We start from the raw sequence: 13,319 nt of genomic DNA on the forward strand, positions 1-13,319 counted from the left end.
CGGCCGCCGCCCTGCCCTCGGGCCGACGAGGTCGTACGGGAACCCGATCGGCACCGCGCTGCCCCGGTTGCTGCGGGGCCCTCGCCGGGTAGGGCGTGTCGTCAGGGCCGGGGCGGGAGCGGGAAGAGGCCCGCGCCGCGCTCGAAGTCGAGCAGGCGCTGCTTGCGTTCCAGGCCGCCGCCGTAGCCGGTGAGGCCGCCGCCGGCGCCGATGACGCGATGGCAGGGGACGATGATGCCGACGGGGTTCCTGCCGTTGGCGAGCCCGACCGCACGGGAGGCCTGGGGATTGCCGAGGGCTGCGGCCAGTTCGCCGTACGAGCGGGTCTCGCCGTAGGGGATGCGGCGGAGCTGGTCCCAGACGGTGCGCTGGAACGGCGTGCCGTTCAGGCGCAGTTCGACGGTGAAGTCCCGCAACTCGCCGTCGAAGTAGGCCGTCAGCTGGTCGACGGCCGCGGCGAAGGGCGTCTCGTCGCGCCCGCCGAAGGTCTCCTCGGCCGGGCGGTGACGCTGGTCTGTCATGTAGAGGCCGCTCAGGACGCCGTCGTCGGCGACGAGGGTGAGCAGGCCGTAGGGGCTGTCGATGACGGTGTGCTGTCGCATCGGGGTCCTTGTACGGGTTCTTTCGCGGCCACGTGCACGGGTACGCGCAAACGCGCTTACACGGGGAGGAAGTTGACCGGGTGGCTGTCGGTCGCCCACAGGTACTGGACCGCGTACGCCCGCCAGGGCCGCCACGCCGCCGCGCGCGCGGTGAGCGCCGCCGGCGTCGAGGGCAGGCCCAGTTCCCCCGCCGCACGGCGGATGCCGAGGTCGGTGGGGAGGAAGGCGTCGGGATCGCCGAGGGCGCGCATCGCGATGACGTCGGCCGTCCAGGGGCCGAAGCCGGGCAGGGCCAGCAGCCGTGCGCGGGTGTCCGGCCAGTCGCTCTCCACCCCCAGGTGGAGTGAGCCGTCGGCGAGTCGGCCCACGAGGGTGGTGAACGTCGTGCGGCGGGTGCGGGGCATGGCGAGGGAGGCGGGATCGAGGTCGGCCAGGGCCTCGGGGGACGGGAACAGGTGGGTCAGTGCGCCCTCGGGGTCCTCGACCGGCTCGCCGTGCGCGGTGACCAGTCGGGCGGCGTGGGTGCGGGCGGCGGCCGTGGAGACCTGCTGGCCGAGCACCGCCCGTATCGCGAACTCGGCCTCGTCGACCGTGCGCGGCACCCGGCGGCCGGGCGCCTTGTCGACCAGCGGCGCCAGCACCGGGTCGGCGCGCAGCTGGTCGTCCACCGCGACCGGGTCGGCGTCCAGGTCGAGCATCCGGCGGCAGCGGCTGATGGCGACGGGCAGATCGCGCAGGTCGCTCAGGGTGAGGCGGCAGGCGATGTGGTCGGGCTGCGGGGTGAGCGCGGCGACGCCGTGGCCGTAGGGGAGGCGGAGCGTGCGCCGGTAGGCGCCGGCGCGCCACTCCTCCACGCCGGGTACGGCGGTGGCGGCGAGGTGACCGAAGAGGTTGTCGGGGTTGAGCGGGGCACGGAACGGGAGCCGGAGGGACAGGGCGCCCGGGGTGCCTCCGGCGTGTCCCTTCGGTACCCGCTCGCGCAGTCCGCCGGGGGTCAGGGCGTAGACCTCGCGGACGGTGTCGTTGAAGGTGCGGATGGAGGAGAAGCCGGCCGCGAAGGCGATCTGCGCCATGGGCAGCGCGGTCGTCTCGATGAGCAGCCGGGCGGTCTGGGCGCGCTGGGCGCGGGCCAGCGCGAGCGGGCCCGCGCCGAGTTCGGCGCGCAGCTGGCGTTCGAGCTGCCGGGCGCTGTAGCCGAGCCGGGCGGCGAGGCCGGGCACGCCTTCGCGGTCCACCACGCCGTCGGCGATCAGCCGCATGGCGCGGGCGACCAGGTCGGCGCGCTGGTTCCACTCCGGGGAGCCGGGGCTGGTGTCCGGACGGCAGCGCTTGCACGCGCGGAAGCCGGCCTGCTGACAGGCCGCCGCGCTCGGCTGGAACACCATGTTCTCGGGCTTGGGCGGCACGACCGGGCAGCTGGGCCGGCAGTAGATCCCGGTGGTCAGGACCGCCGTGAAGAACCAGCCGTCGAACCGCGCGTCCTTCGAGCGGACGGCTCGCAGACAGCGTTCGGTGTCGGTGTGCATCCCCTTGTGCATGCCTCAAGCATGGTCCACCGGACGCGCCGGGACTGGCGAGAATCCGACATCGACCTTCCCTGTCCTGGGCCGGCATGGATCACGGATCAGGGCGGCACCCGCAGGTGCCGCCCTGTTCGCGAGCCGCCTCAGCGGGTGGCCGGGGTTTCCCGCCAGGAGGCCAGTGCCCAGATCACGAACACGTCGATCGCCATCATGACGACCGACCAGACGGGCTGGTACGGCAGGAAGAGGAACTGGAGGATCAGGCTGATCGCGGCCAGGGTGATACCGGCGATCCGCGCCCAGGGCGCGCCCATCAGCAGGCCCCAGCCGGTGACGGCCACCAGCACGCCCACGACCAGGTGGATCCAGCCCCAGCCGGTGAGGTTCAGCTCGTAGACGTACGTGCCGACGCGGGTGTACACGTCGTCCGCGGCGATCGCCGCGATGCCCTGGAGCACCGCCAGCACACCGCCGACCAGCATCAGCACACCGGCGAACATGACACCGCCGGTCACCCATCCCTCGCGGCGGCCCGTCGGCCCGGTGGGCGAGGTTCCCGATTGATGTGCAGCGTGCTGAGTCATGGCGGCCGTTCCTTCCGTCCCCGAGCAGATGTCCCGATGAGCCCCCGGGGGCCGCGTGCCGGGCTCCCGTGGGGGCGCCCGACGGGTCCCCATGTGGGTGACTCCAGCGTCCGGGCGCCCCTGGGGTGCCGCCATTCCGGCTACGCCGGCCGGGTGAAGGGCGCTCACATGTTGATCATGTGGCCGGACAGCCCGTGCACCGCCTCCTTGACCGCCTCGCCCAGCGTCGGGTGGGCGTGCACGTTACGGGCGACCTCGTGGACGGTCAGGTCCCACTGCTGGGCCAGGGTCAGCTCGGGCAGCAGCTCGGTGACGTCCGGGCCGATGAGGTGGCCGCCGATGAGTTCGCCGTACCTGGCGTCGCTGATCAGCTTCACGAAGCCGGCGGCGTCGCCCAGGCCGTGCGCCTTGGCGTTGGCGGTGAAGGGGAACTTGACCACCTTGACGTCATGGCCCCGCTCGCGGGCCTGGGCCTCGGTGTAGCCGAAGCTGGCCACCTGAGGCTGACAGTAGGTGGCGCGCGGGATCATCGCGTAGTCGAGTTCCATCGTCTCGGCGTCCGCGAGGGTCTCCGCGGCGACGATGCCCATGGCCTCGGCGGCGTGCGCGAGCATGAGCTTCGCGGTGACGTCGCCGATGGCGAAGATGTGCGGCACGGAGGTGCGGCAGCGGCCGTCGACGTCGATCGCGCCGCGCTCGGTGACGCGGACGCCGGTGTTCTCCAGGCCGTAGCCGGTGACGTTGGGTGCGAAACCGATCGCCTGGAGCACCTTGTCGGCCTCCAGCACCTGCTGGGAGCCGTCCTTGGCGGTGACCGTGACACGGACCTGGGGGCCGGACTCGTCGATGGCGTCCACGCGGGTGGAGGTCATCACGTCGATACCCAGCTTGCGGTACTGGCGGGCCAGTTCGGCCGAGACGTCGGCGTCCTCGGTGGGTGCGAGGCGGTCCAGGAACTCGACGACGGTGACCTTCACGCCGTAGTTGTGCAGCACGTAGGCGAACTCGACGCCGATCGCCCCGGCGCCCGCGATGACGACCGAGCGCGGCAGGTCCTCGGCGAGGATCTGCTCCTCGTAGGTCACCACGCGCGAGGTGCGGCGGGTGCCGGGGAGCAGCTTGGGGGTGGCGCCGGTGGCGATGACGCAGTTCTCGAAGCCGATCGTGCGGGTGTCGCCCTCGTAGTCGGTGACCTGGAGGGTGTGGGCGTCCAGGAAGGTGCCGCGGCCGTCGATCTCCGTGATCTTGTTCTTCTTCATCAGGTAGTGGACGCCCTTGACCCGGCCGTCCGCGACCCGGCGGCTGCGGCGGAAGGCCTCGCCGTAGTCGAAGGAGATCTCGCCGTCGACCTTGATGCCGAAGGTCTTGGCCTCACGGGTGACGATGTGCGCGAGCTCGGCGTTGCGCAGCAGGGCCTTGGTGGGGATGCAGCCGACGTTCAGGCAGACGCCGCCCCAGTACTTCTCCTCCACGACGGCGACCCGCTTGCCCAGCTGGGCGGCCCGGACGGCGGCGACGTACCCGCCGGGGCCCGCTCCGAGAACGACGACGTCGAAGCGCTCCTGCTCGTCCTGCTCGTCCATGCGTCAGGTCCCTTTCGGTGTGATGCGCAGACTTCACATGCGAAAGGGATTCTTTCGCCCCGCCGCGCCCATGACCACACTGGTCGCCATGACGCGGGTCTCAGACCGGTCGGCTGCCGTGCAGCGCTTCCAGCACGTCCTCGTCCGTCAGCTGCTCGAAGTCGTCGTACCACAGGCCCACCGCGTGGAACGGGCTCGGCCGCAGCATGCACACCACGTCGTCGGCCTCGCCGCGCAGCAGCTCGACGGCCTCGTGGGAGCAGACCGGCGCGGCGACGACGATCCGCTCGGGATCCCGGTGCCGTACCGCGCGCACGGCGGCCCGTGCCGTCGATCCGGTGGCCAGTCCGTCGTCGACGAGGATGGCGGTACGTCCGTGCAGTTCGGCGGCGGGCCGGTCCTGGCGGTAGCGCTGCTCCCTGCGGTGCAGCTCGCCGCGCTCCCGGGCCACGATCGGTGCCAGCTCGGCCTCCTTCAGGCCGAGCTGGTCCAGAGCCCGGGTGTCGAAGAACGGCGGCTCGTCGCCCGCGATGGCACCGACCCCGAACTCCTCGTGGAACGGCGCCCCGATCTTGCGGACCACCAGCACGTCGAGCGGCGCGCCGAGTGCCAGCGCGACCTCCCGGGCCACCGTGACGCCGCCGCGGGGCAGTGCGAGGACCACGGGATCCGGGAGCGTTCCCTTCTCCTGCAGGATGCGCAGGTGCCCGGCCAGTTCCCGGCCGGCGTGCGCGCGGTCACGGAAACGCATGTGCTCCCCTTCCGCCGCGGGGCCGTCTTCGCGCCCCGTGGTCGTACGGGTTTCCACCATGCGGCGCCCGACACGCGCAGAACCTCACGTCAGGTGCCGGGGACCGCCTTACCGCCACTCGGCGGCCGCCGCTCTGCGTGCCGCCGACCTCGCCTCCCGCACACCGCTCGGCGGGCGCGAACGGTACGTGCGGGCGCGGTCGCGGTCGGCGAACTTGTCGTGCGTGTGCGCGCCCCCAGCTGTCGTCGCCGCCCACGTAGCGTGGCGGACTTGCCGCCCTCGAAGTGCGGGAAGGTCCGGCGCGCCGCCCTGAGAGAGCCCGGCGGGGCGGCCCGGGTCAGCCCACCTGCCGCGCGAACGCGTCGTAGGCATCCTGGTCGAACAGCACGAACGTGACCTCCTCGACCGACGTCGCCGTGGCCCGTACCGTCGCGACGGCGATGCGCGCGGCGTCGTCCGTCGGCCAGCCGAAGATGCCCGCGGAGACAGCCGGGAACGCGACGGTCCGCGCGCCCAACTCGTCGGCCACGCCCAGGGATTCGCGGTAGCACGAGGCCAGCAGCCCGGAGCGGTCCTCCTGTGCGGAGTGCACCGGGCCCACGGTGTGGATCACCCACCGCGCGTCCAGTTCGCCTGCCGTCGTGGCGACCGCCTGTCCGGTCGGCAGGCCCTTGCCGTAGCGGGAGGCGCGCAGCTTGCGGCAGTCCTCCAGGATCGCGGGGCCGCCGCGCCGGTGGATCGCGCCGTCCACTCCTCCGCCGCCCAGCAGCGAGGAGTTGGCGGCGTTGACGAGGGCGTCGGCGCGCTGCTCGGTGATGTCGCCCCGGACGAGCGTGATGCGAGGGGTCATGTCTGCCTCAGCCTCCTCCACACGGCCTTCGCCGCGTTGTGTCCCGACATGCCGTGCACCCCCGGCCCCGGCGGGGTGGCCGAGGAGCAGATGTACACGGCCGGGTGCGGGGTGCGGTACGGGGACAGGGACAGGGTGGGCCGCAGCAGGGTCTGCAGACCGCTGACCGCGCCGGAGGCGATGTCGCCGCCGACGTAGTTGGCGTTGCGGGCGGCGATCTCGGGGGGTCCGGCTGTGGCGCGGGCGAGGACACGGTCACGGAACCCCGGGGCGAAGCGCTCCAGTTGGCGCTCGACGGCGTCGGTGAGGTCTCCGGTCCAGCCGCTCGGGACATGGCCGTACGTCCAGAAGACCTGCTTGCCCTCGGGAGCGCGGGTGGGGTCGGCGACACCGGGCTGCACGGTGATGAGGAACGGCCGCCCGGGTGCCCGGCCGAGACGGGACGCCTCACGCAGCGCGGTGCCGATCTCGGCGCTGTCCCCGCCGATCTGCACGGTCCCGGCCCTGCGCGGCTCCTCGGCGGTCCACGGCACCAGGCCGTCCAGCGCGTAGTCGATCTTGAAGACGCCCGGGCCGTACCGGTACCCCTCGTAGTACCGGCCGAAGCCCGCGATGCGGGCCAGTGCGGTGGGTGAGGTGTCGAAGACGTACGCGCGCGCGGGCGGCAGGTCGTCCAGGCGCTTGACCTCGTAGTCCGTGTGGATCGCGCCGCCGAGGTCCTTCAGGTACGCGGCGAGCGCGTCCGAGATGGACTGGGAGCCGCCGCGGGCCACGGGCCAGCCCCGGGCGTGCGCGGCGAGGGCGAAGACCAGGCCGATCGCGCCGGTGGCGAGGCCGGTGAGCGGAGCCATCACATGGGCGACGAGACCGGCGAACAGGGTCCTGGCGGGCTCGTCCCGGAAGCGGCGGGTCAGCCAGGTGGACGGGGGCAGGCCGACCAGGCCGAAGCGGGCGAGGGTGACCGGGTCGCGGGGCAGCGCGGTCGCCGGCAGGGACATGAAGTCGCGGACCAGCGTGTCCCAGTGGGGCAGGAAGGGCTCCACCAGCCTGCGGTACGCCCCCGCGTCGCGCGGGCCTAGGGACGCGGCCGTCTCACCGACCGAGCGGGACAGGACCGCGGCTCTGCCGTCGGGGAAGGGGTGCGCCATGGGGAGCTCGGCGTGCAGCCACTGCAGGCCGTAGCGGTCCAGGGGGAGCGCCCGGAACGCCGGGGAGTTGATACCGAGGGGATGGGCTGCCGAGCACGGGTCGTGACGGAAACCGGGGAGCGTGAGCTCCTCGGTGCGGGCGCCGCCGCCGATCGTGTCCCGCGCCTCGAACACCGCCACGGAGAAGCCCCGGCGGGCCAGCTCCACGGCGGCGGTCAGTCCGTTCGGCCCCGCACCCACCACGACCGCATCGAGCATCGACGGCACCTTCGGACTCCTTCGTCAGCCGATGGCCACTCAGGATCAGGATATGCCGGGAGACTGACACTCCTCCGCGACGGGGGCCTGCCCGGGGAGGCAGGGGGCGTTCGGGGCAGGGACGGCGTGGTGGGGGCGGGCGGAGGCGGGGGCGGGGTGGCTGAGGGGACAGGCGGGGCGGCCGGGGCATGACAGCGGGCGCGTGGGGGGCGTGACGCCGGGAGCGACCAGGGCATGGTGGCCGGAGCGACGAGCACCCCGCGCCGGACGGTCGGGGCAGGGCGCCCGGAGCGCGGAGGGCGCGAGGGACCGGGGCGGTGGGCCCCCAGCACGAGGGGCGGTGGCTCCACCGCACGCGGGGACAACGGGATCCGCCGCGCCAGGAACCGTAGGTCCCCGCCCCAGGAACGGCAGGTCCGCACACCAAGACCGGCAGGTCCCCGCGCCAGAACGGGCAGGTCCCCGCCCCAAGACCGGCAGGCCCGCCGCGACGGCGGCCCGGCGGGGTCGGGCCGGGCCGGGCCGGGCAGGCCGGGCCCACGGGCAGGACGGGGTGGTACCCGGACCCCTTTTAACAGAACCCCCGCTCAGACCGCCGAGGCGAGCAGTCCCGCCACCCGTCGGGCCGTGGCCGTGTCGCGGGCCGCGGTGAACGGCAGGACGTTGCCTCCCGTGATGCGGAACGGCTCGCCGGTACGGGTCAGATGGGCGCCGCCCGCCTCCTCGACCAGCAGCAGTCCCGCCGCGTGGTCCCACGCGGCCTCCCACGAGAACGCCGTCGCGTCCGACTCGCCCCGCGCGACGGCGAGATACTCCAGGCCGGCCGAGCCGCACTCCCGCGGCGCGACGCCGTCCGTCCACAGGCCGAGCAGCGCGCGCTTCTCCTCGTCGGTCGTGTAGTCCGGGTGGGAGGTGGCGATCCGCAGGTCGTGGCCGGGCGTGGGCGGTCCGGGGAACAGCCGCTCGCCGTCGAGGAAGGCGCCCTGGCCGCGGACGGCCGTGGCCAGCTGGTCACGGGCGGCCGCATACGTCCACGACGCCAGCACGACGCCGTGGTGCGCGAGCGCGACCAGCGTGCAGAAGCCCTCGTCGCCGTGCACGAACTGCCGGGTGCCGTCGACCGGGTCGACGATCCAGACCGGGGCGTCGCCGCGTATGGCGTCGTACGACGCGGGGTTGGCGTGCACCGCCTCCTCGCCGACCACCACGGAGCCGGGCAGCAGCGCGCCGAGCGCCTCGGTGAGGTGCCGCTCGGCCAGCCGGTCGGCGTCCGTCACCAGGTCGTGCGGGCCGCTCTTCTGGTCGACCTCGTGCGCCGCCAGCTGCCGGAAGCGCGGCATGATCTCGGCCGCGGCGGCCTTGCGCACCGCTTCTTCGACGTCGGCCGAGTGACGTGCGAGAAACTCGTCGATGGTTTCCATGTCTTCGAACATGCCTCCATGAGAGCACGTGGCACTGACAATCCCCGCCCCGCCGGTGCACGCCGGGTGGAATCGGGATGAATTCCCGGCTCCCCCTCCCGCCCCTCGCAGGTCACCGACCGACCGCGTACCCCTGCATGCCGCGCGGATTCGCCGCCGCCGACAGCACACCGGTCTCCGGGTCACGCGCCACCGCGCACAGCCGCCCCTCCGACCAGTCGTCACCCACGGTGACGTCATGCCCGCGCCGCCGCAGCTCCTCGACCACCTCCGGGGCCGTCCGGCCCTCCACGGTCACGCTCCCCGGGCGCATTCCGCGCGGGTGGAAGGATCCGGGGAAGCTGTCGTTGTGCCAGTTCGGGGCGTCGATGGCGCCCTGGAGGTCGAGGCCGCCGCGGACCGGGGAGCGCAGGGCGACCGCCAGGAAGAAGTGCAGCTGCCACTGGTCCTGCTGGTCCCCGCCCGGCGTGCCGAACGCCATCACCGGCACCCCGTCACGCAGCGCGATCGACGGGGTGAGCGTGGTCCGCGGCCTGCGCCCTGGCGTGAGCGAGTTCGGCAGGCCCTCCTCCAGCCAGGTCATCTGCAACCGCGTACCGAGCGGAAAGCCCAGCTCGGGCACGACGGGGTTGGACTGGAGCCAGCCGCCGCTGGGGGTGGCGGCGACCATGTTGCCCCACCGGTCGACGACGTCCAGGTGACAGGTGTCGCCCCGGGTACCGCCGTCCGCCGAGACGCCGGGCTCGCCGGGTACCGGGGAGACCGGGCTCTTCGCGACGGTCGGCTCCCCCGCCCCCATGAGGGTGAAGCCGGCCTCCTCGGTGACCACCGCACCCGCGAGGACGCTCAGCCGGGGCGTACGTCCGCCCGGGCTCCCCGGCCGCAGCTCGTGCGAGGCCAGGTGGCCGACGAGGCCGCGCCGCTCCGCGTTGTAGGACGCCGACAGCAGGTCGCCGAGCGGCACCTCGCGGGCGTCGCCGTACCAGGCCTCACGGTCGGCCAAGGCGAGCTTGGCGCCCTCGACCAGCAGATGGACGTAGTCCGCGGAGCCGTAGGCGGGCAGCTCGGGCGGGAGCAGGGCGAGCTGCTGGAGCAGCACCGGGCCCTGGCTCCATGGGCCGGCCTTGCACACGGTCCAGCCGTTCCAGTCGTACGTCGCCGGCGCCTCGTAGGCCGCGGACCAGCCGGCGAGGTCGGCGGCCGTGAGGGTGCCCGCGTGGTGCCGGCCGCTATTGTCCAGCGTGGGACGCGCCGACTGCCGTACCAGGGCCTCGGCGACGAATCCGGTGCGCCACACCTCCCGCGCCGCCTCGATCTGCGCCTCCCGGTCCCCCGCCCCGGCGACCTCGGCGAGCAGCCGCTGCCAGGTGGCGGCGAGCGCGGGGTTGCGCAGCAGCTCGCCGGGGCGCGGGGACCTGCCTCCCGGCAGGTACAGCTCCGCCGACGAGGTCCACTCCTTCTCGAACAGCTCACGCACGCTCTCGACGGTCTCGCCGACGCGCTCCACGGGCGCGTGCCCGTGCTCGGCGTATCCGACGGCGTACTTCAGCACCTCGGCGAGCGGCTTCGTACCGTGGTCGCGCAGCAGCAGCATCCAGGCGTCGAAGGCACCCGGGACGGCGGCGGCCAGCGGTCCCGTGCCGGGGACGAGGTCGAGGCCGAGCCCCCGGTAGTGGGCGACGCTCGCCCCGGCGGGCGCCACGCCCTGCCCGCACAGCACCCGCACCTCAGCGCCCGCGGGGGCGAGCAGGATGGGCACCTCGCCGGCGGGCCCGTTGAGATGCGGCTCGACGACATGCAGCACGAACGCCCCGGCCACGGCGGCGTCGTAGGCGTTGCCCCCGTCCTCCAGCACGGCCATCGCGCACTGCGAGGCGAGCCAGTGGGTGGACGACACCATGCCGAAGGTGCCCTGGAGGGTGGGTCGGGTCGTGAACACGGGGCCTCTCATCTCGCTGCTTACGTGTCGCGGCCCGGACGATGGGCGCTCAGGTCGGGTCCTGGGCGGAATCTGGGGAGTTCGCACCAGGGGTCTCCTTCTCCCGCTCCCCCGAAGGCTATCGATCGCGCCGCGCAACTTCTTCCCCGCCTCCGGCGTGAAGTGGATGGAGCGGTCGGGCGCTCAGCCCCACACCCGGGACGGCCTACGAGCCGCGCAGGCGATCGATCTCACCCCGACCGGCACGCGCGCGGTGATCGTTGCCGCGGAACAGCCGGCACGGCGATGTCGATGACGGGCCGCAGGCGACGGCCTTGAGGGGCTTCGCGCCAGGGATGGACCAGGAACCGGTCGGAGCGCGGGGCGCCCGCTCACGGTTCGCGGTGCGCCACCACCGGGTCGCTGTCCGGTACCCGGGCCGCCGCGCGGTGGTCGCGGGCTCCGAGCGGGCTGAGTTCGAAGGCCAGCCGTCCCAGCGCGGCAAGGGTGCCCTGACCGAAGACGAGGACCAGCCACCACCCGGCGTCCCAGTACCAGTTGTCCGTCCAGGGCCGTGTGATCGCCGCCGTCGCGACGAGGTGCGAGACCGCAAGGACGATGCCGGCCCGCCGCTGCCGGGGGCAGAGGAGCGGCAGGATCACCCAGAGCACGGAGACCAGCACGAGCCAGGGGGCGAAGAACGGCAGACCGGACATGGTGGCCTCGGATTTCGGTGGAGGGAACGGTCCGGCCACCGTGGCACCGGCGGGCCCGCGGTACCAGCTCGGCCGGATATCGCCGGGATCACGATGCGTCCCTGGCCTCTTCCGCCTTCGGCAGCCGCGCACGCGTGCGGGCCCACCGGCCTATTCCGTCCGCCGGGCGTCGAGTCGGCCGGCCGGGCGGGTGTGGACGTAGAGCTGGCGGCGGTCCCCGACGTCCAGGCGCTGCGGCAGCGGAAGCTCGTAGCGCACCGGGCGCCGGTGATCGGCGAGTTGGCGCTGGGGGTTGTAGACGCGGTTGAACTTCCACAGCATGCGGGCGAAGTTGGTCTGCCCGCGGGCCAGGTTGCCGGCCAGGACGCGCAGGGCGCCGACCGCGGTCCGTACCCCCAGGTGCTTGCGGTTGATGACCGCCTGCGTCTTGACCAGTTCCCGGTAGAAGACGTCCAGCGGCAAGGTCGTGGGCACCACGGCGTGCTGGATGTCGAACAGCCGGTAGTCGCGGGTGGTCAGCCTGCGCGATTCGGTGTGCCAGATCTCCGTGCCGGGGTATGGCGTCATCACCGTCAGGTGCACGATCTCCGGGACGGCGAGGGCGAACTCCCGGACGACGCGGAAGCGTTCCTCGTCCCAGGCCGGGTCCACGATGAGGTTGATCGCCACGTTGAGGCCGAGTCGGCGCGCCACCTCCAGGGCCCGGAAGTTGTCGTCGGGCGTGACGCGCTTCCGGTACAGGTCGAGCCCCTCGGCGTCGATGGCCTCCATCCCGAGGAACATGTAGCTCAGCCCGAGCCGGGCCCAGCGCTGGAAGACCTCGGTGTTGCGCAGGAGGACGTCGCTGCGCGTTTCCAGGTAGTACCGCTTGCGGATCCGGCGGCGTTCCAGTTCGGCGGCGATGGCGTGCCCGTGTTCGGGCCGGATGAACGCGACGTCGTCGACGATGAACACGTTCGGTTCCCGGATGCTCGCCATCTCGGCGCCGGCTGCCTCGGGCGAGGCCTTGCGGTAGCTGCGGCCGTAGAAGGTCCAGGCGGAGCAGAAGGAGCAGTCCCACGGGCAGCCCCGGGTGAACTCGATCGACGCGCACGGATCCAGTTCCCCGATGAAGTACCTGCGCCGGTGCCGCATCAGATCGCGCGCCGGAAGGGGACTGTCGATGCTGTGCAGCATCCGGGGGGCGGGGCCTCGGCCCGCCGGCGTCACGATGCCCGGCACCGCGTCCACCCCGCCGTCCCGTACGGCTTCCAGCAAGGGGACCACGGCCGGTTCACCCTCACCGCGCACCACGGCGTCCACGGCCCCTTCGGCCTGTACGAGCACGTCCTCGGCCACGAAGGACACGCTGTGCCCGCCGAAGAAGACGAAGCAGTCGGGGGAGTCGCGTTTCGCCGCGCGGGCGAGGCCGATCGCCTCGGGGATGTTGGCCAGGTAGTTCAGGGACACGCCGAGAGCGTCCGGGCGGAAGGAGGCGAACTCGCGGGCCAGCTCCCTCGTGCCCGTCGTCTGAAGGTCCACGATCCGTACCTCGTGGCCCGCGTCGCGGGCCGCACCGGCCACCCGTTCCAGGCCGAGCGGCTCCAGACGCAGGAAGATCTCCGAGTACATCAGGGCGCTGGGATGGACGAGGAGCAGGCGCATGGTCACCTCGGTGTTCGGAGGGCGGGGGGTGATCGGGCAACGCCTGCCAGGAGCTTCCGGGCGGGACGGAGCCACAGGTCGCCGAAGCGTCCCAACGTCGGGGGTGCCGGTCGACCAGCGTTCAGTGCGTCCGCCCGTGAATCACCCGCGCGGCGCAGCCAGGGATTCCCCACCGGTGAGGGGACCCGCACCGGGTGGTGTCCTGGCGCAGGCGGCGGGCGTGCGCACGGCGCGTCGGTGTCGCGGGCCGCAGCCCGACAGCGGAGCGAACTCCCGGGCCGGCGGGGCCGCGAGCCTCACGTCGGATGCGGAATCCTGGGG

At 73.2% G+C, this 13,319-nt stretch carries 11 protein-coding genes; all 11 read right to left on the minus strand.

Translation table 11 applies throughout. The annotated features are described in order from the left end of the window. Positions 1 to 101 precede the first annotated feature (101 nt). The 11 genes from ACGF8A_RS20970 to hpnR all read right to left on the minus strand — a co-directional run bounded on the left by ACGF8A_RS20970 (position 102) and on the right by hpnR (position 12,998). Positions 102 to 602, minus strand: coding sequence for a methylated-DNA--[protein]-cysteine S-methyltransferase (locus ACGF8A_RS20970; RefSeq protein ID WP_393110260.1), 501 nt, complete (start codon positions 600 to 602; stop codon positions 102 to 104). A gap of 56 nt (positions 603 to 658) precedes the next feature. Further along, on the minus strand, positions 659 to 2,140 hold the full coding sequence (locus ACGF8A_RS20975) for an AlkA N-terminal domain-containing protein (protein WP_393110262.1): 1,482 nt from the start codon (positions 2,138 to 2,140) through the stop codon (positions 659 to 661). A 128-nt stretch (positions 2,141 to 2,268) separates the two neighbouring features. Beyond that, positions 2,269 to 2,709, minus strand: coding sequence for a hypothetical protein (locus tag ACGF8A_RS20980; protein WP_393110264.1), 441 nt, complete (start codon positions 2,707 to 2,709; stop codon positions 2,269 to 2,271). Positions 2,710 to 2,873: 164 nt separating this feature from the next. Further along, positions 2,874 to 4,292, minus strand: a complete 1,419-nt coding sequence (gene lpdA / locus ACGF8A_RS20985; protein WP_393110266.1) for a dihydrolipoyl dehydrogenase — start codon at positions 4,290 to 4,292, stop codon at positions 2,874 to 2,876. A 100-nt stretch (positions 4,293 to 4,392) separates the two neighbouring features. Next, positions 4,393 to 5,043 carry a phosphoribosyltransferase gene (locus ACGF8A_RS20990; RefSeq protein ID WP_393110268.1) on the minus strand — a complete coding sequence of 217 codons (651 nt, stop codon included), beginning with the start codon at positions 5,041 to 5,043 and terminating at the stop codon, positions 4,393 to 4,395. 337 nt (positions 5,044 to 5,380) lie between these two features. After that, positions 5,381 to 5,893 carry an O-acetyl-ADP-ribose deacetylase gene (locus ACGF8A_RS20995; RefSeq protein WP_393110270.1) on the minus strand — a complete coding sequence of 171 codons (513 nt, stop codon included), beginning with the start codon at positions 5,891 to 5,893 and terminating at the stop codon, positions 5,381 to 5,383. Beyond that, positions 5,890 to 7,299 carry a phytoene desaturase family protein gene (locus ACGF8A_RS21000; protein ID WP_393110272.1) on the minus strand — a complete coding sequence of 470 codons (1,410 nt, stop codon included), beginning with the start codon at positions 7,297 to 7,299 and terminating at the stop codon, positions 5,890 to 5,892. The genes ACGF8A_RS20995 and ACGF8A_RS21000 overlap by 4 nt, the downstream gene beginning before the upstream one ends. Before the next feature lie 587 nt (positions 7,300 to 7,886). After that, a complete protein-coding gene (locus ACGF8A_RS21005; protein ID WP_393110274.1) occupies positions 7,887 to 8,732 on the minus strand; it encodes an inositol monophosphatase family protein in 846 nt (281 codons plus the stop codon). A gap of 100 nt (positions 8,733 to 8,832) precedes the next feature. Then, positions 8,833 to 10,659, minus strand: a complete 1,827-nt coding sequence (locus ACGF8A_RS21010; RefSeq protein ID WP_393110276.1) for a gamma-glutamyltransferase family protein — start codon at positions 10,657 to 10,659, stop codon at positions 8,833 to 8,835. Positions 10,660 to 11,030: 371 nt separating this feature from the next. Next, positions 11,031 to 11,354 (minus strand): hypothetical protein, encoded by a 324-nt coding sequence (locus ACGF8A_RS21015; RefSeq protein ID WP_393110278.1) that lies wholly within the window; start codon positions 11,352 to 11,354, stop codon positions 11,031 to 11,033. A gap of 150 nt (positions 11,355 to 11,504) precedes the next feature. Continuing rightward, entirely contained in the window at positions 11,505 to 12,998 is a 1,494-nt protein-coding gene (gene hpnR / locus ACGF8A_RS21020; RefSeq protein ID WP_393110280.1) for a hopanoid C-3 methylase HpnR, read from the minus strand. Between the last annotated feature and the right edge of the window lie 321 nt (positions 12,999 to 13,319).

The organism is Streptomyces sp. NPDC047706, assembly GCF_043204795.1.
In the GTDB taxonomy this organism is placed as follows: domain Bacteria; phylum Actinomycetota; class Actinomycetes; order Streptomycetales; family Streptomycetaceae; genus Streptomyces.